A 22434-nucleotide genomic window follows, 5' to 3' on the forward strand; every position below is an offset into this window, starting at 1 on the left:
CGTGAAAGACAGCGGGCGTGACGGCCCGGTTTCCGCCGGTAGCGGAGTGGACGGTGATCCGACGGACGCGTTGTCCTCGGTTCCCGCGGCAGGGTCGCGGCGGGGAGCTCCTCCGGTGGGCAGGCTGAAGTTCTGCTACGGCCCGATGGATTGCGGGAAGTCGACGCTGGCTTTGCAGATCGACCACAACCATGCCCGGCAGGGGCGCCGTGGCCTGGTCCTGGTGCGGCACGACCGGTCCGGCGAGCCGCAGATCACCAGCCGGATCGGGATCACGCGGCGGGCGGTGGAGGTCGGGACGGCCACGGACGTGCGTGAGCTGGTGCGGCAGGAGTGGGCGCGCGGGCAGCACGTGGACTACGTGATCGTGGACGAGGCCCAGTTCCTCTCCCCCGCCCAGGTCGACCAGCTGGCCGAGCTCGCCGACGACGTCCAGCTCGATGTCTACTGCTTCGGGATCGCGACGGACTTCCGGAGCAGGCTGTTCCCCGGGGCCGCTCGGCTGTTCGAACTGGCGGACGAGCTGCAGCCGGTGCAGGTCGAGGTGCTGTGCTGGTGTGGGCTGCCGGGGCGGTTCAACGCGCGGGTCCAGAACGGGGAGGTAGTCCGTGAGGGGGACACTGTTGTCGTGGCCGATACCGAACAATCCGTAGTTGAATCTTCAGCATCAGTACGTTTCGAGGCCGATCCGGATACTGTGCGTTATCAGGTACTGTGCCGTCGCCACTACCGACAGGGTGATCTGGGGCCCACGGCGGCTCAACACGGCCAGTTACGGTTGACTTGAGCAGAGCGTGAGTAGCCCATCCGGGGGATATCCGCACTAAGAGGCCGTATTCACGTCACGCCAGAGCGCGAAACCGCTCCTACTAGAGGAAGCTGTTGCCGTCGGGTGACACAGCTCATCGTGAGCAACGACATGGTGTACCGGGAATCCTCCGGGCGCCTCGGTCGTTGCATAGGGTGAGCACCACCCTGGCTCCACCCGGAGCTGACTGGAAAGGACCCCCATCATGGCCGACCGTGTTCTCCGTGGAAGCCGGCTGGGAGCGGTCAGCTACGAGACCGACCGCAATCACGATCTCGCCCCGCGGCGCACCGTGCGCTACGCCTGCCCGAAGAACCACGAGTTCGAGGTGCCGTTCTCCGACGACGCCGAGATCCCGACGGTGTGGGAGTGCAGGCTGCACGGCAGCGAGTCCGAGATCGTCGACGGCGGGCAGCCTGAGCAAAAGAAGGTCAAGCCACCGCGTACCCACTGGGACATGCTCCTTGAGCGGCGCTCGATCCCTGAGCTCGAGGAGCTGCTGAACGAACGTCTCGCCGAACTCAAGGGACGTCGGACCCGCTCCGCCTGAGGATTCGGCTTGTAGCTGCTCCCACCACAGATTGAAAGGCCCCCGTGACCTCCCCCCACGGGGGCCTTTCGCCATCCTCGGGGCCGCCGGGTACGTCCGGGGATGCGCTTGGACCCGGCCGGCAGGGACTTCGAGGACATTGTTTGCGGGGTGCCCCTGTCGGCCGGCCGGTCCGGTTGAAGGCGAGGCCTCCTTCGCGCCGGGCCCGGTACTCTCGAAGGTAAGAACCGTGCACGCCCTCCGGCCAGTGCTTGTGCCAGATCCGCAGACCGGTGTTCCAGTTCGGCAAACATTCTCACTTTTGGTCGTCGTTCGGATACCCTGGGTCTTTTGATGAGCGCACGAAGCGGGGTTCGTGATGCCGGGTCAGCTTTCGCCTGCCTTGATGTCGGCGATCCGCTGTGGGGATCACGCGGCCGTGGTGCGCTGTGCCCGCCATGAAGCCGGGTGGAGCCAGAGCGAGCTGGGTCAGCGGTTCGGCTGCGCGGCCAGCACCATCTCACGTTTCGAAAGCGGGCGTCGTCCGCTGCGCGACGTCGCCGTGTTGCGACGGTTCGCCGACGTCCTCGATCTGCCGCCCGAGGCCTTCGGGCTGAACCCTGCCCCGCCCGACCGTGTGCCCGCCCGACACCCACCCACCACCGGAGCTGTCGGGCGCCAAGCCCAGCCGGGAGAGGAGGACGTTCAAGTGCGACGTCGCGCGTTTCTGGTCGCCGCCGGACTGGCCAGTACCTCCCTTGCCACCCCATCCGCCGCCGCGCAGCCCGAGCCCGACCCGGCCGCGATGCTCTACGCCCGTCTGGAGAACGTGCTGGTCGGCCCTGCCCAGTCGGCGCTCACTCCACTCCCGCTCCCCCTGCCGGCCGCGCTCACCACGGCGAAGGACGACTTCCACGCGAGCCGTTACCTGTCGCTGGGCACGCAGCTGCCACAGCTGGTCAGCAACGCCGAAGCCGCCGCCGAGGCTGCCGCGGCCGCGAGCCGGATCGCGCTGGCGCAGGTGTACAACCTCGTCACCCGTGCCCTGCTCAAGCTGCGGGCCAGCGGTCTCGAGTGGATCAGCGCCGATCGCGCGCTGCGGGTCGCGCTGCAGGCCGGTGACCCGCTCACGCTCGCCGAGGCGCAGCGCCTGATGGGCTCGGTGTTCCGGAGGGCGGGGCATCACGAGCGGGCGCAGGCCCTCGTCCTGTCCGCGGCCGAGCAGCTCGACACGACCACCCCGGAACACCTGTCGCTACATGGCGTTCTGATGTGCTCCGCCGGGTACGCCGCCGCGCGCGCCGGGGATCGTGACCGCGCCATGAGCCTGCTGGACGAAGCCGCCGCGACGGCCACTCGCCTGAGCGGGTACCCGGCCCGTCAGCAGGTTCTCAACGCGAACATCATCAGCCACCGGGTGTCAGCCGCCTACCTGCTCGGCGACGCCGGGACCGCCCTCCAGTACGCGCGTGCCGCCCGGCCCGCGGACTTCCCGAGTGCCGAGCGGCACGGCCGCTTCCTCGTCGACGTCGCGCTCGCGTTCGCGCAGTGGGACAAGCCCGAGCAGGCGTACCGGACCCTGCTCGCGGCGGAGCGCCGGGCGCCGGGCGAGGTGCACACGCGCTCGGCCGCCCGAGGCCTGATCAGCGACCTGATGCACCACCGCAACCAGCCGGCGCTGCCCGGCCTGCGTCATCTCGCCGTCCGCAGTCACGTACTCGGGTGACCCGGGTGCCCATCTAGTTGTCCGCGATCCGGCAGGCCGTCCCCGCGATCACCGCGGGCACGTACTGCTTGCGGAAGATCCAGTAACATTCCTCGAAGGAGTCGGCGTCGCAGGCGTCGTGCGCGAGCCATGGTTCGATGTCGTGCTGGCCCACCGCGTAGTCCATGCACGCGCCGAAACCCTGGGTGTTCACCGTGCTCACTGGACTGGCCGACGCACCCGATGCCGTGGCCACCAGCGCGCCCGCCGCGAGCACCGTTGCCGCCACTACCCTGCCGAACATTCCCGTACCTCCCGGTCCGCGCGGCGCCTTTCGCTCGCGCGACACCAGTTGACGGGGTGCGCCGTGGGACACGCCAGAGCGATTCGGCGCGATCAGTCAACGGCACAGCAACATCACCTCACGGTGACGAATTGCTCACTTTTCGTAGACTTGAAGGGCTGAGCCGTTCCCTCACTCGCGTAAGGGATTGCTCCCCGCGTCAAGCGCGTGGCGACGGGTGCCGCGGTTCGTAGATCGGCAGAGTGCTGCCGTCGGGGAGGCGGATCGTGGCGAGCTGTCCCCAGCCGGCGTCGCGGACCTCGTCGACGATCTCGACGCCCTTGTGACGCAGTTCGTCCAGAGTCCGGGCGATGTCATCGCACATCAGGAACAGCTCGTGGTGCGCCTCGCCTTCGCCTGCCGGGTGCACCGCCAGCTCGGCGGGCGGCATCGCGAAGATCGGCCAGCCGCCGCCGGCGTCGACCGAGTCGAGGCCGAGAGTGTCTCCGAAGAACGCGCGTACTTTTTCCGCGGCCGGGCTGAACACGATCGCGTGCAGGCCAGTGAGCATGGCTCGAACCTAGCCCACCGCACGCGGCCTGACGACCGCTCCGGCCTCAGGCGGCTTCCCAGGCCGCCTCGACCATATCGTCGGCGATGGCCGCGGCAAGCGACTCGGCGCGACGCAGCCTCATCGAACCCTCGTATTCCTGCAGGGCGGGTGTCGCGTGGATCTGGCGGCGCAGCGCGGGGATGAGCGGCTCGTGCGGCGCCCGTCCGGTGACCGCCCGGGTGAGGCCTTGCTCGAAGTCTTCGTCCTGTTCGAACACCAGGGCCTCTTTGGAGGCGAAGCGGTCATGCGTTGACACTATCAGACACAAAAACCTACCTGTTGGTAAACCCTAACCGCTAGTGCTACGTTCGGCCGTATGCAGAACGAAGGGAACGAACAATGCACACGGTGATCGTCGGGGCGGGTTTGGTCGGACTGACCACCGCGGCCTCCCTGCGGCTGATCGGGCACGAGGTCACCGTCCTGGAACACGCGCCGCAGGTACGAGCCGCCGGGGCCGGTATCGGCCTGTGGCCCAACGCGCTGCGGGAGTTCGACACCCTCGGCATCGGCGACGACGTGCGCCGCATGGGCAAGCCCGTCGACGCGTGGTTCTACGACCCGGCCGGGCGCCCTATACGCGCGACCGGCTACGACGCGGCCACCTACCTGTTCCTGATGGTGCCGCGGCCGGAACTGAACACCCTGCTCGCCGACACCGTCGGCCGCGACCGGATCCGGCTGGCAACACATGTCACCGGGTTCACCGAACACGGCACACACGTGGAGGTGCATCTCGCCGACGGTGCGCCGCTGCGGGCGGATCTGCTGATCGGCGCGGACGGGGTGTACTCCGACGTACGCGCCGCCCTGGTGCCCGGCAGCGCGGCGGTCGAGCACGCCGGCAACTACGCCTGGCGGGCGGTGCTGCCCGTCGGCGACGAGCGGCCCGAGGGCACGATGGTCACCATCGGCCCCGCACGGACCCGCGGTGGATATACCCGCGTCTCGCACGACCGGACCATGTGGTGGATCGCCCAGTTCGACGCTGGTGAACTCGTTGGCAGCAAACGGGAACGGGCCCTGCGGCGAGCCCGCCACGTGGCCGGGTCCGGCTGGCACGACGAGCTGCTGGAGATGATCGCCGCCACCCCGGAGGAGTCGATCCTCGAGAACCAGATCATGCGCGTCCCCGAGTTGTCACGCTGGACCACGGACCGGGTCGCGCTGATCGGCGATGCCGCGCACGGCCTGTCCCCGCACATCGCGGCGGGCGGCACCCTCGGCATCGAGGACGCCGGCGTGCTGCGCGCCGAATTGGCCGACGGGTCCGACATCGCAAAGGCCCTCGCCCGCTATGAGAGCGCTCGCCGCGCCCGGTTCGAGAAAGTGCACGAGCATTCCGCGGCGGTCGAAAACGCCGACGGCGCCGCCGAGTCAGCCGAGCGCTACGCCGCCTTCAGCCACTGGATGCTCACCACCGCACCCGCCACCTGAAGCCGGCCACACCACGTCGACCAGCGACAACACACGCTCATCCGTGAGCTTGTTGAGGAGAACAGCATGAAGAAAGTCATCTTCGCCGAGTTCGGCGGCCCCGAAGTCCTGCAGCTCCTGGACGCCGAGGAGCCGCACGCGGGCCCAGGTCGGGTACGCATCGCGGTCCGGGCGGCAGGGGTGAACCCCGTCGACTGGCGAGTCCGGGAAGGCCAGGTCCTCGGTGCGCACCCGACCGAACTGCCCTCCGGTGTCGGGCTCGACGCCGCCGGGGTGGTGGACGAAGTCGGCGAGGGCGTCGAAGGGATCGAGATCGGTGACCACGTGTTCGGCGAAGGATCCAGTACCTACGCCGAATTCGCCGTGTTGTCGGCCTGGGCCCGCATGCCCGAGGGACTGACATTCGAGGAGGCGGCCGGATATCCCTCGGTGGTGGAGACCGCGCTGCGCATCATCCGCGAGACCGGTGTCCAATCCGGACAGACGCTGCTGGTCAGCGGCGCGTCCGGGGGCGTCGGATCGGCGGTCCTGCAGATCGCCCGCGAGCGCGGCATCACGGTGATCGGCACGGCCGGTGCCGCGAACCAGGACTACCTTCGCGGTCTCGGCGCCCTCGCCACGACCTACGGCGAGGGCTGGGTCGAACGGGTGCGGCAGCTGGGTCAGGTCGACGCGGCCCTCGACCTGGCAGGCTCGGGCGTGATTCGCGAGCTCGTCGAGCTGACCGGGGATCCGCGGAAGGTGGTCTCCATCGCCGATCTCGGCGCGCCGGAGCTCGGTGTCCGGTTCTCCGGCGTGGCCGCGAGCGTGCCGGACGCGCTGGCCAAGGCCGTCGACCTTATCGCGCGGGGAAAGCTCCACATCCCGGTCGAGAAGTCCTACCCGCTCGCCGACGCCGCGGTGGCGCATGCCGACAGCCAGGCCGGGCACACGCGCGGGCGCCGGGTCATGGTTATCTGAGCCGGCGACCGACGTACCCGGGTCGCCCGGCTGATCAAGGGTTTCGCCAGTGGCCGGGCGACCGTTCGGCGACGAAGACGAATTCACGTCCCGGGCGGTCGGGAGCGTCACGCACGTCCAGTACGCGATACCCCTGCGCGGCCAGGCTCGCCGCCACCTCGTCCCGGCCACGAAACCGGAGGGTCGAGTCCGAGGTGACGACCGCGCCGTCCGACAGAAACCGGTACGTGTAGCGGAAAGACACCAGCGGCAGGCTCACGTCGGTGACCTCACGACGCTGCTCCACCGGGCCGATCCCCGGTACGTCGAGCGTGAGCCGAGCCGGGTCGGCGGCCCAGTCCTCCCAGGCACGACGCTCGGGCCGCCGGGTCTCGAACACGAGGTGACCCTGCGGACGCAACGCATCGCGAACACCTCGAAGCGTGCGCATCCAGTCGTCATCGGTGAGGAAGACCTGGGCCACGTTTCCCGTCATCACGGCGAGGTCGGCGTCGACGGCGCCGGTTGTCGTGGCATCCCCGTGCGACCAGGTGACTCCGGCGGCGCCGTCCTTGGCCTTCGCGACGGCGAGCGACGCCTCCGCGGGATCGACGCCGACGACGCTCCGGCCGCTCGCGGCGAGCAGGATCGCCAGGCAGCCCGTGCCGCAGCCGACGTCGAGCACCCTGGTAGCGCCCAGCTCGCCGGCTATGTCTAGGTACGCCGCCAGGTCGTCGCGGTCTCCGTCGAAAGCGTCGTAGACGAGCGCGAGGCGAGGATCGGCGAAGATCGCGTCAGGCATCCGGCGCGCGATCGCCTCAGCCGAGCTTGAGCAGGCGGCGCACCTGTTTCCACCGCCGCTTCAGGCCCCACGTTCCGACGCGGAGGAACGCTTCCTGGATGATCGAGCCGCTCATCTTCGACTCGCCGATCTCGCGCTCGGTGAACGTGATCGGCACCTCGACGATCTCGAACCCGGCTTCGACCGTGCGCAGTGTCAGGTCGATCTGGAAGCAGTAGCCGTGTGAGGCGACCTCGTCGAGCGCCAGCTTCTCGAGCACCTGGCGGCGGTAGGCGCGGAACCCGGCGGTGATGTCGTTGACCCGCACGCCCAGCGCGATCCGCGAGTAGAGGTTCGCGCCCCGCGACAGGATTTCCCGCCGCTTGGGCCAGTTCACGACGCTGCCGCCGGGCACGTACCGCGAGCCGATCGACAGGTCCGTGTCCCCCAGCGCGTCCAGCAGCCGCGGCAGGTCCTCCGGCGCGTGCGAGCCGTCGGCGTCCATCTCCACGATGGTGACGTAGTCGCGGGCCAGCCCCCACCGGAACCCGGCGATGTAGGCGGCGCCGAGGCCCGCCTTCTCCGTCCGGTGCATGACGTGCACCCGCTCGTCGGCCTTCGCCAGCTCGTCGGCGAGATCGCCGGTGCCGTCGGGGCTGCCGTCGTCGACGATCAGCGCGTGGACGTCAGGGAGCGCCTTGTTCAGGCGTTCGACGATCGGCCTGAGGTTCTCCCGTTCGTTGTACGTCGGGATCACCACCAGCACCGGTTCGATTCCCTGGGCCCCCCGCGGCGCCTGCGCCATCCGTCTTCCTCCGAATCCGCGGGATCAGCCCGCCGCTTCCCCTGTACCCGTGCGCTGCGCGCGCCGGGCGCGCTGTGCACCTCGAACACGAAAGCGGAGCACGAACCCGCCGGCGACCCCGGCGATCGCCAGTGCCAGCAGTCCGTACTCCGTCCACGCACCGAGTCGATCCGACAGCGTAGTCTGCGTCCGTAACGGGACGCGCCCGACCAGCGATTCTGCCGTGAAAAGCCCGGTCGAACTGGTCACCGACCCGTCAGGGGCGATGATCGCGCTGACCCCGCTGACCGCCGAGACCACCACCGCGCGGCTGTGTTCGACCGCCCGCAGCCGCGACATCGCCAGCTGCTGGTAACTCATCTCCCCCGGCCCGTACCAGGCGTTGTTCGTCGGCACGACCAGCAACTCGGCACCTGCGGCCACGGATTCCCTGGCCGGGTAGTCGAACGCGGTCTCGTAGCAGACGAACACCCCGACCTTGGTCTGCGCGACGCTCAGCGCGGGGTTCGCGCCGGTGCCCGGGACCATGTCGACGGTCTCCGCGTCGATGAACGGTGTGACCACCTCGGCGATCTTGCGCGCTGGAACGTATTCGCCGAACGGAACGAGCTGCTGCTTCGAGTAGCGCTGGCCTGGCCCGTTCTTGGGATCCCACGCGATCACCGAGTTCTGTGAGTGCCCATCGGGCAGGCGATACAGCGCGCCGACGAGCGCGGGAACGCCGAAGCTCGCGACCAACTGGTCGAGCTGTGGGTCCGGCCCGACCACGGTGGTCGCGCTCTCAGGCCAGATCACCAGATCAGGCCGCGGCACTCGCTTGTGGTTGATGTCGTCGAGCAGCCGCTCGCTCTCGGCGAGGTGATTGTCCCGCAACAGGGTTCGTTGCCCCTGGAGGGCGAGCCCGATGTCGGGAGCGTTGCCCTGGACGGCGGCGACGGTGCGCTCGCCGTCCTGCGCGCTGGTCCCGATCGTGGGCCACAGCGCCAGCCCGGCCACGATCGGGACCACCGTCAGCACGGCCGTCCCGATGGCTCGACGGTCTCTGAAGGCCACCTTCAGGGACTTCAACGCCCTCAAGGTGGACTTCAGAGACTTGAGGCGAACCAGGAGAGCGGCGAGGGAGAAACCGGTGAGGCAGACGGCGAGTCCGACGAGCGGGGCGCCGCCGATCGAGGCCAGCGGCAGGAAGACACCCTCGGGCTGGCTGAACGCGACCCGGCCCCACGGGAATCCGCCGAGCGGGAACCAGGTGCGCGGGGTTTCCAGCGCGACGAACACCAGCGCGGACCACAGTGGAGCGAGCGGCAGCCGGGACACCACGGTGACGAGCCAGCCCGCGAGTCCGAAGTAGACGGACAGCGCCAGGCAGAGGCCGAGCCACGGCCACGGTCCGAAGTCCGGGCCGAGGAAGTCGAGCAGCCAGGTCAGCAGCGGCAGGAAGAACGCGAGCCCGAAGACGAAGCCGTAGCCGAACCCGCCGCGGAACCGGCGTCCGTGCAGGACGAGGCCGAATCCGGCGAACGCGAGCGGCGCCAGCCACCACAGCGGACGCGGTGCGAAGCTCAGGTAGAACACGAAACCCGAGGCCGCCGCGGCGGCGAGGCGCAGCAGCCAGGCGCGCGAGATCCGGCGTCGCCGGACGGGTTCGGCGGGCACCTCGGGCTCGGTGTCCGCAGCGGTCGCTACCACGGGAGGTAACTCTACGTGGTGGAGGTGAAGTCGTCGTAGATGACCTCTCCCCCGCGCACGGTACGCAGGCACCGGGGCAGCGACGCGTCCTCGTCGAGCCTCGGCAGCGGCGGCACCCCGGCGCGCGGATCGGTGGTCCAGCGCTGGACGCGGCTGTCCGGGGTGGCGACGACGAGGTCCGTCGCGTCCCACACGGCGTAGTGCGCAGGCGCCCCCGCGACGAGGCTGCCGGTGACTCCGTCGTTGACGCCCGCTGCGCGGTGCCCGGCCCGGGTGTGCGCGGTGAACGCGGCCCGCGGTGACAGTCCCGAACCCGGGGTGTGGTGGTAGACGGCAGCGCGGACCGCGGCCCACGGGTCGAGCGGGGTCACCGGGGCGTCGGAGCCGAAGGCGAGCAGGACGCCTTCGGCGGCGAGCGCGGCGAACGGGTTCAGCCCGGTCGCGCGTTCGCCGAGACGTTCCGCGTACATGCCGTGGTCACCGCCCCACGTGGCGTCGAACAGCGGCTGCGTCGACGCGACGACACCCCAGCCCGCCAGCGCGCGGGCCTGACCGGCGTCGACCATCTCGAGGTGTTCCAGGCGGTGGTGACGCGCGGCGAGAGCGCGCTGGCCGACCTGCTTCTCCGCCAGCCGGAAGCCCTCGATCACCTCGGTCACCGCGGCGTCGCCGATGACGTGGAAGCCGGCCTGCAGCCCGGCTTCGGTGCAGGCGGCCAGATGGTCGCCGATGGCTTGGGCGTCCAGGTAGAGCGCGCCGGATTCCGCGGGCCGGTCGTGGTAGGGGGCGCGCAGCGCGGCGGTGCGGGAACCGAGCGCGCCGTCGACGAACAGGTCTCCCGCCGCGCCGCGGGCGCCGAGTGCGCGGGCGGCTTCGACGTCGGTCTCGCCCCAGTAACCAACGACCTCGGGCAGCCGGGGTTCGGTGGCGAGCGCGAGCAGCGTGGCGAAGTCCTCGCGGCCGGAGATGTCCGGCCCGCCGCATTCGTGGACGCTGACGACGCCCCGTGCGGCCGCGTCGGCGAGGAACGCGCGCTGGGCCTGCTCCCGCTGGGCCGGGCCGATCGCGGCACGCGCGGCATGGCGGACGTGGTGGTGGGCGGCGCGGGTCAGCGGGCCGTCGGCCGACCAGCCGTCGGCTTCACGGGCCTCGGGAGCCAGCGCGAGCAGTGCGCTGGACACCAGCGCGGAGTGGACGTCGACCCGGCTCAGGTAGACCGCGACGTCGCCGGCGACTTCGTCGAGTTCCGCGCGGCTCGGCAGCCGCGGGCTGGTCCAAGTGGACTCGTCCCAGCCGTGCGCCAGCAGCACCCGGCCCGGGATCGCTGCGGCGCGGACGGCGGCGAGCATCTCGCCCGCGTCGCGGATGGTGGTGAGGTCGAGGCCGGCCAGGTGCAGCCCGGCCGAGGTGGCGTGCACGTGGGCGTCGACGAAGGCGGGTGCGACGAACGCGCCGCCGAGGTCGATCACCTCGGCGTCCGGATGCAGTGCGCGGGCCGGGGCGTCCTGGCCGATCCACACGATCGTGCCGCCGGTGACCGCCATCGCGGTGGCGTCCGGGGAGGCCGGGGAGTAGACGCGCCCGCCGAGCAGAAGCGTCGTCCTGTCGTTCGTCACGTCCCCGAGTGTGCCCGGTCGGGTGGACCGCTCCGCAGCGGGGATCACCAGGTGTGACACTCCGAGATCTGCGAGAATATTTACGGTGTGAGAACGTTATGACAGGATATTTTTACGCGTTCCCGACGACTAGGAGTACAAGTGACTGCGATCCAGGAACCTGTGACGCCAGCCGCCGCCTTTGACCAGCCCTACGAGTACGCCCGCGCCGAGCTGGTGGAACCCGATTGGCGACGCTTCCCCGGTTGGCGGGACGTCACCGAGGCCCAATGGCGTGACGCGCAGTGGCAGCGCGTGCACTGCGTCCGCAACGTCAAGCAGCTGCGCGCCCTGATGGGTGACCTGCTGGACGAGCGCTTCTACGAGGATCTGCTCGAAGACCAGCGCGAGATGGCCACGATGTCGATGTTGCTGCCGCCGCAGATGATCAACACGATGGCGCCGGCCGCGGGGACCGACCCGGCGGAGGTGACCGAGGCCTTCTACGCCGACCCGATCCGGCGGTACATGATGCCGGTCCGCAGCGACCGTGACACGACGTGGCCGAGCCACCCGCATTCCGAGCGGGACTCGCTGCACGAGGCGGAGATGTGGGTCGTGGAGGGGCTGACCCACCGCTACCCGACCAAGGTGCTCGCCGAGATGATCTCCACCTGTCCGCAGTACTGCGGACACTGCACCCGGATGGACCTGGTCGGCAACTCCACCGAGCAGATCGAAAAGCACAAGCTCGCGCTCAAACCGGTCGACCGCCAGGACGCGATGATCGACTACCTCAAGAAGACCCCCGGCGTGCGGGACGTGGTCGTGTCCGGCGGCGACGTGGCCAACGTGCCGTGGCCGCAGCTGGAGTCGTTCCTGATGCGGCTGCTGGACATCGAGACCGTGCGGGACATCCGGCTCGCGACCAAGGCACTGGCCGCGCTGCCGCAGCACTGGATCCAGCCGAAGGTCGTCGAGGGCCTGCAGCGAGTCGCGGTAACCGCGCGGCGGCGCGGCGTCAACCTCGCCATCCACACGCACGTCAACCACGCCCAGTCGGTGACCCCGCTGGTGGCCGAGGCCTCACGCACCGCGCTCGACGTCGGGGTGCGGGACGTGCGCAACCAGGGCGTGCTGATGCGCGGGGTCAACGCGACACCCGCCGAACTGCTCGACCTGTGCTTCGCCTTGCAGGGCGAGGCGAACATCCTGCCGTACTACTTCTACATGTGCGACATGATCCCGAACGCGGAGCACTGGCGCGTCGCGGTCTGGGAGGCTCAGGAACTGCAGCACGCGATCATGGGCTACCTCCCCGGCTACGCCACCCCGCGGATCGTCTGCGACGTGCCTTACGTCGGAAAGCGCTGGGTCCATCAGCTCGCCGAGTACGACCGCGAGCTGGGCATTTCCTACTGGACCAAGAACTACCGGACCGGCATCGAACACGAGGACCCGGAGGCCTTGCGACGTCGTTACCCCTACTACGACCCGATCCAGACGCTGCCGGCGGCCGGGCAAAAGTGGTGGACCGACCAGTAGTCCCGCTGACCCGAGCACATGATCCCGACCGCTTGCCCGCGGCCGGGCGAGGGATCCGCGAGCTGCGGCTAACCGTCACGGGATCCCTGCCATGCCACGGGCGAACCGCGCGGTGGAAGAAGACCGCAAAGCGGTGCCTGACCAGCGGATATACCGCTGGTCAGGCACCTGTCGAAGTGTCACAGCGTTTGCCGCCAGTCCACCAGTGCCAACCCGGTCCACTGGCGGCAGTTATCCGACAGCGAATCCGACAGCGAATCGGAGTGAACACAGCCGTCCGGGTGGCGCGTGTATGCAATCGCGGGCGGCTCGCCACAGCGATCGCCGTGCCGTCGTCCGGACGCCATCCGATCAAACGGATCGCAATCAATCCACGGAGGACATCGCCGCCGAGGTCCTGCCGAGTACGTGACCTGACCGGAGACCCGGCGGAAGTCGCCAAGCTCAACCAGATCGACACCAATAACGCCGCCCTGCGGACCGCGTGGGAATCCGTGCTGTGTCTCAAAGACTATGTCACCGCGCGGAAATCCGGTGACTGGAACGGCGGACTCGACCAGTACCTCACGAACCCGCCTTCCGGCTACCGCGCGATCGGCAAGAAAAAGTGGGGCCGCTCGGAAACCAGGGCCACCATGAACGCGTACGGGGAGGACCGGGTGTTCCCGGTGCCGGAGGACGTCGATCCGTCCGGACGGATCGCGATGACCTCGCATTTCAAGCTCGCGAGGATCGGTATGCGCAGCCCCAGAATGTACGTCTACGACGGTCACCCAAGCACGCCGTGTGTCTACATCGGTTACATCGGCGTGCACCTGACCAACACGCAGACCAACTGACGAAGCTGCACCGCAGCGGCCTCCACCACGCCTATCAACCAGCTGACTCGAGCCCGGCGCGTGACACCGGCGGGGCGTCGGCGATGCTGTGGGCGTGGAGTACGTGTCCAGAGTGCCGCGACCGCCGCTGGACGGGCTGATCGACGACATCTACTACCTGGAGGGCACCCCACCGTACGCCCGGCTGACGCTGCCGCCGATGCCCGCGGCGTTGCTCATTGTCAACCTCGGGGCGCCGTTCCGCATCCGCGCCGGCACCGGCATCGCGACGGCCGAGTACGCCGACGGCTGCGTGGTCACCATGCCCACCCGCGCGGTGGAGTTCGGCTACCCACCCCGGACTCGCTCCGTCGGCGTGCACTTCAAGCCGTGGGGGGCGGCGCCGTTCCTGCCGATGCCCGCGGCCGAAATGTGCGACCGGCCGGTGACGGTGGAGCAGGTCTGGGGCCGGCCCGCCGTTGCCGAGCTGCGAGACCGGCTGGCCACGGCGGACGGACCGCACGAGATGCTGACGCTGCTCGAGGAAGAGCTGATGCGACGGCTGGGCGAGACCGCCGGCCTGGGGCTGGTCCGCCACACGAGCAGCGTCCTCGCGGCGACCAGCGGGGCGATGGCGATCGGCGACCTGAGCGTGGCAGCCGGTGTCAGCAGCACCCATCTGGCACAGCGGTTCAAGCAGCTCATCGGCGTCACGCCGAAGCGGCTGGCCCGCACCTACCGCCTCACCGCCACCGTGTTCGCGATCGACCCCGCCGGACCGATCGACTGGAGCGACCTCGCCAGTGGGGCCGGCTACTTCGACCAGGCCCACTTCGGCCACGAGTTCCGGGAGTTCACCGGGCTCACGCCGACCCGGTACCTCGAAATCCGGCGGCGGTTCCTGCGCGAACATCCCGGCCACGTGCTGGCAGGCTGGCCGCTGCCCGCCGATTGATTTCTTACAAGAGCGACAGCTCACGACACGTTAATTTGGGGGGCCCCGAAGCAGAGGAGAGCCCCGTGGGCAAGGTGGTCATGTACGGCTCGGTGTCGGTGGACGGCTTCATCGCGGACGAGAACGACCAGCCCGGACCGCTGTTCGACTGGTTGTCCAGCGGTGACGTCCCCTTGGACGAGAGCGGAGCGCTCAAGGTATCGCGGAGGTCCTACGACTACACCCGGCCGTACTGGGACCAGATCGGGGTGACCATCGCCGGCCGCCACGTCTTCGACATCACGGACGGCTGGGACGGGAAGCCTCCGAGCGGGATCGACCACGTGGTCGTCGTGACGCACCGGCCGGAGCCTGAGGGCTGGGACCCCGAGGCGCCGTTTCACTTCGTCGACGGCATCGAGGCAGCCGTGGTCAAGGCGCAGGAACTCGCGGGCGACCGGCTGGTCGAGGTCGCCGCCGGCGACGTCGGTGGCCAGGTGCTCGCCGCGGGCCTTGTCGACGAGGTGCGCATGGACGTCGTACCCGTCGTGTTCGGGTCCGGCAAGCGCTACTTCGGATCGGTCCACGCGCAGCACCTGCTGGAGGATCCCGACGTGGTGATTCAGGGCAACCGGGTGCTTCACCTGCGCCATCGGGTGCGCCGTTGACCGACCTGGGCGGGCACGTCGGCCAGACACCCCGGCGTAAGGCACTCCCCGGTTGCCACCAGGCCTTGGGGCCCATCATGGTGTGGCGGTGACGACCGCGCGGGACCGGTCCGCGGCGATCCGCACCGCCAGCACGCCGAGCACCATGCCCATCACGTAGCGCTGGGCCTTCAGCCAGCCGGGCCGGTCGCCGAGGAACCGGGCGATCGAGCCCGCGGACATCGCGATCAGGCCGTTCACGGTGATCGCGATGGTGATCTGGACCAGGCCGAGCGTCAAGCTCTGCGCCGCGACGCTGCCCTGCGCCGGGACCACGAACTGGGGCAGCAGCGAGACGTACATGATGGCGATCTTGGGGTTGAGCAGGTTGGTGACCAGGCCCATCGTGAACAGCTTCCCGGGCCGGTCCGCCGGCAGCGCCCCAGGCTGGACAGGACGATGACGTACCCGGGTGACGTCATCCGACGGTCGCCGCGGCTTTCCCCTGGTTCCTAGCGTGTGTCCGGCACGCAGGAAACCGGGAACGAGAAGGAAAGCCCATGTCTGAAGTCACCTATACCGCTGTCGCCACTTCCACCGCCGAGGGCCGCAACGGGGGCCGCGCCACCTCCGACGACGGGGTGCTCGACATCGGGCTCGCCGTGCCCAAGGCGCTCGGCGGCGCGGGTGGGGGCACGAACCCGGAGCAGCTGTTCGCCGCGGGCTGGGCGTCCTGCTTCGTCGGCGCCGTGCGCCGGGTGGCGAGCGTGAAGAAGGTCAAGCTGCAGGACCTGGCTGTCGTCGCGGAGGTCACGCTGCACCACGACACCGACGCGGGAGAATTCAAGCTCAGCGCGGTGCTGCACCTCGAGGCCTCGGGCATCGACCAGGCCACCGCCGACGAACTGACTCACGGCGCGCACCAGGTGTGCCCGTACTCGAAGGCGACCCGGGGCAATATCGAGGTCACCCTCGACGCCACCGTCGCGTGATGGCCGGTCCAGGGCCGAGCTGCCGAGCCATCGAGAACCTGATCGCCCGGTACGCCGAACTCGTGGACGACGGCGATTTCGCGGGGCTCGGCGTCCTGCTGGCCGACGCCACCTTCACCGGCAGCGGTGAGCCGGTGAGCGGACGCGAAGCGATCGAAAAGATGTTCCGCGACACGCTGATCGTCTACGCCGACGGCACGCCGAAGACCCACCACGTCACCACCAATCTCGCGATCGAGGTCGACGAAGAGGCGGGCACAGCGACCGCACGTTCCTACGTCACCGTGTTCCAGGCACTGCCCGAGCTGCCCTTCCAACCCGTCGCCGGCGGCCGGTACCACGACCGGTTCGCCCGCGACGACGGGCGATGGCGGTTCGTCGAGCGGAACGTCCGCATCACCCTCGTCGGCGACGTCAGCCGCCATCTGCGCTCGGCCGCCGCGCCACGCTAGCTCCGACCGTCCGGAAAGGACGGTTCACCGAAAGGACCCATCCGATGCACAAGGCTTGTCGCTTCGTGGTCGCCGCGACAGCGGCCGCGGGCCTGTCCCTCGCCGTGCTGCCAGGGGCCGCGCACGCGACACCCGGCAGAGGCGTCACCGCGGTCACGATCTTCGACCGTGTGGCCGACGGCACCGAGTACGTACTGAAGGAGATCACGCTGGCGCCGGGCGGCAGTACGGGCTGGCATTTCCACCCAGGCCCGGTGCGCGGCGTCGTCAAGCAGGGCGTGCTGAGTCACCACGACTCCACCTGTGCGAGCGACGGTGTCTATCACGCCGGAGCGGTCATCGCCGAACAGAGCGGGCCCGGTTACGTCCACATCGGACGTAACCTCGGGGAGACCCCGGTCGTGCTCGAAGTGCTCTACCGGAACCCCGTCGGGCAACCACTGGCCGTGGACGTCCCGAATCCCGGCTGTTCGTTCGAGTGACCGCCGTGGAAGAGCATTCGTCCCCCGGTGACCGGACGTCACGGTCCATTCCGGACGAGGGAAAAACCCGCCACTACGCCGTTTTCATCACTGGCTTGGCGAGCTACTTCGTCGAGTACGACGGCCTGCCGACACCTACCACCGAAAGCCGGGTTCCCGTGCGGACATCCCGAAGAGGAAGCTGATGAGCCTCGTAACGAAACTGCTGACGGCCGCGGTGCCGCTCGCCGTGCTGGTCCCGCTCACGACGAGCGCGACACCGCAGCCCACCGCCACGGAGTCCGTGGTCCGGGCGGCCGAAGCGACGACGTCCAGCTGTACGGCGCTCCCGGTCACCGCTCCGGCCGGGGCGAGGATCGAGACGGTGCGAGCGGTCCGTCACCATGGCGGCACCGTCTCGTTCCCGGCCACCCCGCTGAGCCCTGCCACGTCGGTCACCGACGTCCCGGCGTACTGCGAGATCACGGTCATCCTCGGTCATTCCGGAGCGAACGACCACGTCAGGATCGCGGTCACCCTGCCGGAAACCGGCTGGACGGGCCGGCTGCAGGCGGTCGGTGGAAGCGCTTACGCCGCCGGGGACTTCGGCGCGCCCCTGGTCCAGGCGGTCAAGGACGGCTACGCGGGCGTGACCACCGACGCCGGGGTGTCCTCCGACCCGCTCGACACCCGCTGGGCACTCAAGGCGGATGGCACGGTCGACCAGCCGTTGCTGACGAACTTCGCGACCCGTTCGGTGCACGAATCGGCCGTGATCGGCAAGGACGTGACCCGGAAGTTCTACCACCGGGCCGTCTCGTACGCGTACTGGAACGGCTGCTCGACCGGCGGACGTCAGGGCTACGCCGAGGCCCAGAACTACGCGAGCGACTTCGACGGCGTCCTGGCCAACGCTCCGGCGGTCGACTGGACGCGGTTCGCGGTCGCGACCCTGTGGCCGAAGGTCGTGATGAACAACGACCACCACTTCGTCGCCAACTGTGTGCTCGACGCCTTCCGAAAGGCCGCGATCAAGGCCTGCGACCCGAACGACGGAGTCACCAACGGCGTCATCGACCGCCCCGACGAGTGCGGTTACGATCCCCGCTCCCTCGTGGGCTCCCGAATTCCCTGTGAGGGCAAGGAAATCACTGTGACGGCCGCGGACGCTGACGTCGTGCGCAAGATCTGGGCGGGACCGGCCGATGGCCACGGCCGGAAGCTGTGGGCGGGCCTGCCGAAGGGCGCGGACTTCACCTGGCTGGCCGGTACCCAGGCCGCACCGGACGGCACCCTGTCCGCGCCCGGGTTTCCCGTCGCCGTCAAATGGGTGCAGAGCTTCCTGAAGAAGCAGCCGGAGTTCGACACCGCGACGATCACCTACGACCAGTTCACCGAGCTGTTCCGCCAGTCGGCGAGGGAGTACGACAGCACGATCGGCACCGCGGACCCCGACCTGTCCGCGTTCCGCCGGGCCGGGGGCAAGCTACTCACCTACGTCGGCACCGCCGACCAGCTGATCCCGCCGGGCGGCACCCTGCAGTACCGGCGGCAGGTGGAGCGGCGGATGGGCGGCGCCGACCGCGTGAACGACTTCTACCGCCTGTTCCTCGCCCCTGGCGTCGAACACTGTGGCGGTGGCGCCGGGCCGCGGCCGACCGATCCGCTGGGGACGCTGGTGGACTGGGTCGAGCACGGCAAGGCACCGGCCACCCTCGCGGCGGCCACCACCGACGGCTCCGCGACGCGAAACCTCTGCCCGTACCCGCAGGTCTCACGCTATACCGGGCACGGTGACCCCGCGGCGGCGTCGAGCTACCGCTGCACCGGGCACTGAGCCTCGTCCTCCCGTGGCCGTCCGTGTTCCCGGCACGGACGGCCACGGGCGTTGGTCACGCGTGCTCGTCGACCGGTCCGAGCAGCTTGGTGCGGAACAGGTCCAGCACTTGATCGAGCGCGATCCGGGTCGGGGTGCCGGGGCTGTCGACGAGGTGCTCGGTGAGTACGGAGTGCGGCGGGAGCACACCTTCCGGGTTGGCGTCCTCGTCGTCCAGCTCGACGGCTACGAACGCGTCGCCCAGTTCCCGGCGCAGGAACCCGAATCGTGCCTCGGGTACGAACTTGTCGCCGCGGAAACGCATTCCGAGCACCTGCAGCCCCTCGCGGGCACAACGGTCCTTCACCACGGCGAGGTCCGCGGCCGAGATGTCGATCGTGCCCGCGCGCCGGCGGCCGATCGCCAACGGCAGCGACGGCTGCGAAAGCACCGGCGCGAGCAACCGGTCGTCGACCGCCATCGCCAGCGCGAATCCGCCGGTCAGGCACATCCCGACGGCGCCGACGCCGGGCCCGCCACAACGTTCGTGTTCGCGGGCGGCCAGCGCCCGCAGCCAGGTCACCACCCGGGAGGAGCGGCCGGTCGCCAGCAGGGTGAATTCCTTGCTGACACACACTTTGGCCATCGTCTCGACCCCGTAGGCGAGCATCGCCGCGTAGCCGTGGGCGGCCGGGTTCGGGTCCCGCCCGGCTCGCCCGAACAGGTCCGGCATGACCACGGTGCAGCCGATCGCGGCGACCCGCTCGGCGAACTCGGCGACCTTCGGCGTGATGCCGGGGACTTCGGACATCACGATCACGGCGGGCCCGGTCCCGCGCCGGTGGACGGCGTGCGTCACGCCGTCGTGGGTGAAGTCCTCCCGCGAGAAGCCACTGAGGTCGTGGTCGGTCATCGAGCCGCCTTCCGGTCAACGGGCTGCCGCCCACGGTACTGACCGGAGTCCCTTGTTCAGGGGCGGGTGCCGGTCCCGAGGTAGCCGTTCTCCAGTAGCCGGATACCCATTTGCCGGTACAGCTCGGCGTTGTCCGGGGTGGCCGCGCCGAGCCCGTCGACGTAGCGGTTGTACAGGCAGAACGCCGCGGCGATCAGGACCGTGTCGTGGACTTCCATGTCCGTCGCCCCTTCGCCGCGCGCGGCCGCGACCAGTTCGCCGGTCACCGCGCGCCCGCTCTCCCGCGTCGCGAGCGCGATCTTCAGCAAGGCGCGGATCTTCGGCGACACCGGGGCGTGGTCGACGTTCTGGCACGCCGCGTCCACCACGGGCATCCCGCCGTCGAGTGCTTCGGCGGCCACCGCGGCGTGACTGCGGGAGCAGAACTGACACTCGTTGGCACGGGAGACGACGGCGGCGATCAGCTCCCGGTCCCCGACCGTCAGGCTGCTCGGCCCGCGCAGCAGCACCTCGGCGAGCTGGTTGAGCGGCGCGGCCGTTTCGGGGCGGAACGCGAGCAGTCCGACGATTCCGGGCAGGTTCTCGTCGACGGGGATGTGCGGCATGGGTTCTCCTCGCGGTGTGGTGATCCGGCCGTGCTCAGTCTTCCCGGATCACCACACCGCGGGCCATCCTCCAGAATGCCGCGCTCAGGTGATGGTGAAGTCGTCCGCGTAGACGTTGCCCTGGCCGTACCAGCCGTGCACGTACACCGTCACCGCGCCGGACGCGCCGGTCGTGAACGGCACCGACAGCTGGGTCCAGCCGGTGGCCGAGGTCCACGAGCTGGCGGTCGCGCCGCCGCGGACACCGAGATAGGCGAAACTGCCCTGCACCCAGGCCTTGAGCGTGTACGCGTGGTTCGGCGCCAGGGTGAGGTTCTGGCTCGCCTCCCCGGTGGACGAACCGGTGGCCGCCGCCTGCAGGGCGTGCGAACCGGAGTGCACCGGCGAGGACACGACCGAATCGCCCGCCACGGCGGTCCACGGGCTCAGCGCGCCGGATTCGAACCCGGCGTTGAGGACAGGGCCCGACGGGGTGTCGCCGTTGATGGTCAGGGTGTAGGTCGCGGTGTGACTGCCGGAGGCGGCGGTGCCGGTGATCGTCAGGAGGTAGCTGCCTGAGGCAGTAGCCGCGGTCGTGGCTATCGACAGCTTCGCGCTTTCCCCCGCGGTCACCGTGGACGGGCTGATCGTCACCGTGGCTCCCGAGGGCGCGCCGGTGACCGCGAGGCTGACCTGCTGCGGCTTCCCGCCGGTGACGGCGGTCGCGATCGACGCGGTGAGGGAGCCGCCGGGGTCGACCGAGCCGGTTCCCGGGCTGGAAGTCACCGAGAAGTCGTTGCCGGGGACCGGATTTCCGCCGGTGAAGGGTGCGAACGTCTTGCTGAAGTAGTACAGCGGCTGCTCGATGCCCGAGCAGTTGTCCGCGGCGGATCCGCCGGGGCAGTTGCCGTTGTCGCGCTGCAACGCCCAGAACGACAGCTCGTTGATGCCCTTCGAAACCGCCCAGTTGTAGACCGTGGTGGCGTCGGCCGTCGTGAACGTCTCGCCGGGACCGAAGTCGTCGACGCCGATCATCTCGGTGATCCCGACCATCGCCCAGCGCTGCGGCTCCGTCTTGCCCGGATAGAGCGCGCCCAGCTGGGAGACCAGGCCGTTCGCCGAGGTCTTGGTGTCCTCGGCCATGTTGTGCGTGGCGTTGTCGTAGTAGTCGAAGGTCATCATGTTCACCACGTCGACCCGCGCGCCGTTGGAGACCGCGTTGCGCAGCACGGCGAGCCCGTTTTCGGCCAGCCCCGAGGTCGTGGTGGGCAGCGTGTAGGAGAACTGGATCGAGCGACCGGTGGAGGCGGCCCAGTCCTCGACCTTCTTCATCGCCTTGTTGCGCCGGTCGATCCCGGCGGCGTTGGTCAGCGAGTTGTCCTCGATGTCGAAGTCGAGGCGCGGCACGTCGTAGGTCGTGATGACCTGCTCGTACGCGGCGGCGATCTGGTCCACGTCGGTGCAGCTGTCGGCGATCTCGGTGCCGTTGTGCGTGGCCGTGTAGCCGCCGAAGGACGGGATGACGTCGCCGCCGCGGGACCGGATCGTGGCGATGTCGGCACCGAAGGTGGCCTGCGAGACCGGCATCCCGGTGTCGCCGTTCCAGTAGACGGTGCACGAGCCCTTGGTGGCGGCCTGCAGGAAAGCCATCGTCAGGTGCTTGGCGCCGGACTGCTGGGCCAGGTTCGCGGGGCTTTCGCCGGTCCATGCCTCGAAGTACGGGGCGAACACGTGCGCGGGCAACGGGGTGGCGGCGTGCGCGGTGCCGGATCCGGTGAGCAGGACACCGGCCGCGAGCACCGCGGAGGCGAGGGAGGTGAACAGGGCGCGAAGGCGTCTGTGTCGGGACATTCTGCACTCCAGTGCAGTCGGGACATCGCTGTCTCGGGATTGCTGTGGGGAGCCGTACCGCGGCGAGGCACGGCGGGAAGCGTTCTCCAGGATTGGACTAGACCATTGATCAAGTCAAGGTCTGGACCACTGCGGCACACTGGTCCTCACCACGGCATTCGGGTGAAGCGGTACCGCCGGGTCCGGAATCCGATACTGAGCGTATGCAACAAAATCGATAATGGCGTTCTCACCAGG

At 69.5% G+C, this 22434-nt stretch carries 23 protein-coding genes and 1 pseudogene; 13 read left to right on the forward strand and 11 right to left on the reverse strand.

Translation table 11 applies throughout. The features are described 5' to 3' along the window. The first annotated feature begins 115 nt into the window (after positions 1–115). From ACFWY9_RS14370 to ACFWY9_RS14380, 3 genes are all read left to right on the forward strand, one after another. Entirely contained in the window at positions 116–787 is a 672-nt protein-coding gene (locus ACFWY9_RS14370; protein WP_378323433.1) for a thymidine kinase, read from the forward strand. A gap of 226 nt (positions 788–1013) precedes the next feature. Then, positions 1014–1358, forward strand: coding sequence for an RNA polymerase-binding protein RbpA (locus ACFWY9_RS14375; RefSeq protein ID WP_345392636.1), 345 nt, complete (start codon positions 1014–1016; stop codon positions 1356–1358). 385 nt (positions 1359–1743) lie between these two features. After that, positions 1744–3063: a helix-turn-helix domain-containing protein gene (locus ACFWY9_RS14380; RefSeq protein ID WP_378323233.1), complete on the forward strand. Its 1320-nt coding sequence runs from the start codon at positions 1744–1746 to the stop codon at positions 3061–3063. 13 nt (positions 3064–3076) lie between these two features. Here ACFWY9_RS14380 and ACFWY9_RS14385 read toward each other — a convergent pair whose 3' ends face one another. From ACFWY9_RS14385 to ACFWY9_RS14395, 3 genes and pseudogenes are all read right to left on the reverse strand, one after another. Further along, on the reverse strand, positions 3077–3346 hold the full coding sequence (locus tag ACFWY9_RS14385; protein WP_378323232.1) for a hypothetical protein: 270 nt from the start codon (positions 3344–3346) through the stop codon (positions 3077–3079). A gap of 199 nt (positions 3347–3545) precedes the next feature. After that, positions 3546–3896, reverse strand: coding sequence for a VOC family protein (locus tag ACFWY9_RS14390; RefSeq protein WP_378323231.1), 351 nt, complete (start codon positions 3894–3896; stop codon positions 3546–3548). A 76-nt stretch (positions 3897–3972) separates the two neighbouring features. After that, positions 3973–4197, reverse strand: a pseudogene (locus ACFWY9_RS14395) (TetR/AcrR family transcriptional regulator); the annotation flags it as partial. Positions 4198–4277: 80 nt separating this feature from the next. Between ACFWY9_RS14395 and ACFWY9_RS14400 the strand changes: the two are divergent. Continuing rightward, a complete protein-coding gene (locus ACFWY9_RS14400) occupies positions 4278–5375 on the forward strand; it encodes an FAD-dependent monooxygenase (RefSeq protein WP_378323230.1) in 1098 nt (365 codons plus the stop codon). Positions 5376–5441: 66 nt separating this feature from the next. Beyond that, a complete protein-coding gene (locus ACFWY9_RS14405) occupies positions 5442–6335 on the forward strand; it encodes an NADP-dependent oxidoreductase (protein WP_378323229.1) in 894 nt (297 codons plus the stop codon). A gap of 34 nt (positions 6336–6369) precedes the next feature. Here the strand turns inward: ACFWY9_RS14405 and ACFWY9_RS14410 are convergent, their stop codons facing one another. From ACFWY9_RS14410 to ACFWY9_RS14425, 4 genes are read right to left on the reverse strand one after another with little or no spacing between them, the layout of a single operon-like run. Continuing rightward, entirely contained in the window at positions 6370–7116 is a 747-nt protein-coding gene (locus ACFWY9_RS14410; protein WP_378323228.1) for a class I SAM-dependent methyltransferase, read from the reverse strand. A gap of 16 nt (positions 7117–7132) precedes the next feature. Next, positions 7133–7900 carry a polyprenol monophosphomannose synthase gene (locus tag ACFWY9_RS14415; protein ID WP_378323227.1) on the reverse strand — a complete coding sequence of 256 codons (768 nt, stop codon included), beginning with the start codon at positions 7898–7900 and terminating at the stop codon, positions 7133–7135. 24 nt (positions 7901–7924) lie between these two features. Next, on the reverse strand, positions 7925–9589 hold the full coding sequence (lnt, locus tag ACFWY9_RS14420; protein ID WP_378323226.1) for an apolipoprotein N-acyltransferase: 1665 nt from the start codon (positions 9587–9589) through the stop codon (positions 7925–7927). 11 nt (positions 9590–9600) lie between these two features. Beyond that, positions 9601–11205, reverse strand: a complete 1605-nt coding sequence (locus ACFWY9_RS14425) for an amidohydrolase (RefSeq protein WP_378323225.1) — start codon at positions 11203–11205, stop codon at positions 9601–9603. A 141-nt stretch (positions 11206–11346) separates the two neighbouring features. On the opposite strand from ACFWY9_RS14425, the gene ACFWY9_RS14430 reads away from it, so the two are divergent. The 4 genes from ACFWY9_RS14430 (at position 11347) to ACFWY9_RS14445 (ending at position 15149) form a co-directional block, all read left to right on the forward strand. Beyond that, positions 11347–12729 carry a KamA family radical SAM protein gene (locus ACFWY9_RS14430; RefSeq protein ID WP_378323224.1) on the forward strand — a complete coding sequence of 461 codons (1383 nt, stop codon included), beginning with the start codon at positions 11347–11349 and terminating at the stop codon, positions 12727–12729. 263 nt (positions 12730–12992) lie between these two features. Further along, positions 12993–13568 (forward strand): hypothetical protein, encoded by a 576-nt coding sequence (locus tag ACFWY9_RS14435; RefSeq protein WP_378323223.1) that lies wholly within the window; start codon positions 12993–12995, stop codon positions 13566–13568. A gap of 112 nt (positions 13569–13680) precedes the next feature. Next, positions 13681–14502 (forward strand): AraC family transcriptional regulator, encoded by an 822-nt coding sequence (locus ACFWY9_RS14440; protein WP_378323432.1) that lies wholly within the window; start codon positions 13681–13683, stop codon positions 14500–14502. Positions 14503–14567: 65 nt separating this feature from the next. Continuing rightward, complete coding sequence (locus tag ACFWY9_RS14445) at positions 14568–15149, forward strand: dihydrofolate reductase family protein (protein ID WP_378323221.1); 582 nt, start codon at positions 14568–14570, stop codon at positions 15147–15149. A gap of 75 nt (positions 15150–15224) precedes the next feature. Here the strand turns inward: ACFWY9_RS14445 and ACFWY9_RS14450 are convergent, their stop codons facing one another. Continuing rightward, positions 15225–15662: a LysE family translocator gene (locus ACFWY9_RS14450; protein WP_378339053.1), complete on the reverse strand. Its 438-nt coding sequence runs from the start codon at positions 15660–15662 to the stop codon at positions 15225–15227. A 26-nt stretch (positions 15663–15688) separates the two neighbouring features. Here ACFWY9_RS14450 and ACFWY9_RS14455 point away from each other — a divergent pair, with 26 nt between their 5' ends. The 4 genes from ACFWY9_RS14455 to ACFWY9_RS14470 all read left to right on the forward strand — a co-directional run bounded on the left by ACFWY9_RS14455 (position 15689) and on the right by ACFWY9_RS14470 (position 18870). Continuing rightward, positions 15689–16120 carry an organic hydroperoxide resistance protein gene (locus ACFWY9_RS14455; protein WP_378323220.1) on the forward strand — a complete coding sequence of 144 codons (432 nt, stop codon included), beginning with the start codon at positions 15689–15691 and terminating at the stop codon, positions 16118–16120. Continuing rightward, the gene (locus ACFWY9_RS14460) at positions 16120–16572 is read left to right on the forward strand and encodes a nuclear transport factor 2 family protein (RefSeq protein ID WP_378323219.1); all 453 of its coding nucleotides are present in this window, start codon (positions 16120–16122) and stop codon (positions 16570–16572) included. The genes ACFWY9_RS14455 and ACFWY9_RS14460 overlap by 1 nt, the downstream gene beginning before the upstream one ends. A gap of 44 nt (positions 16573–16616) precedes the next feature. Next, positions 16617–17054 (forward strand): cupin, encoded by a 438-nt coding sequence (locus ACFWY9_RS14465; protein WP_378323218.1) that lies wholly within the window; start codon positions 16617–16619, stop codon positions 17052–17054. 184 nt (positions 17055–17238) lie between these two features. Continuing rightward, positions 17239–18870, forward strand: coding sequence for a tannase/feruloyl esterase family alpha/beta hydrolase (locus tag ACFWY9_RS14470; RefSeq protein WP_378323217.1), 1632 nt, complete (start codon positions 17239–17241; stop codon positions 18868–18870). A gap of 55 nt (positions 18871–18925) precedes the next feature. On the opposite strand, the gene ACFWY9_RS14475 is transcribed toward ACFWY9_RS14470, so the two are convergent. The 3 genes from ACFWY9_RS14475 to ACFWY9_RS14485 form a co-directional block, all read right to left on the reverse strand. Next, on the reverse strand, positions 18926–19762 hold the full coding sequence (locus tag ACFWY9_RS14475) for a dienelactone hydrolase family protein (protein ID WP_378323216.1): 837 nt from the start codon (positions 19760–19762) through the stop codon (positions 18926–18928). A gap of 56 nt (positions 19763–19818) precedes the next feature. Beyond that, positions 19819–20367, reverse strand: coding sequence for a carboxymuconolactone decarboxylase family protein (locus tag ACFWY9_RS14480; RefSeq protein WP_378323215.1), 549 nt, complete (start codon positions 20365–20367; stop codon positions 19819–19821). An 84-nt stretch (positions 20368–20451) separates the two neighbouring features. After that, positions 20452–22197, reverse strand: coding sequence for a glycosyl hydrolase family 18 protein (locus tag ACFWY9_RS14485; protein ID WP_378323213.1), 1746 nt, complete (start codon positions 22195–22197; stop codon positions 20452–20454). Positions 22198–22434 lie beyond the last annotated feature (237 nt).

The organism is Amycolatopsis sp. NPDC059027, from assembly GCF_042739735.1.
In the GTDB taxonomy this organism is placed as follows: Bacteria; Actinomycetota; Actinomycetes; order Mycobacteriales; family Pseudonocardiaceae; genus Amycolatopsis.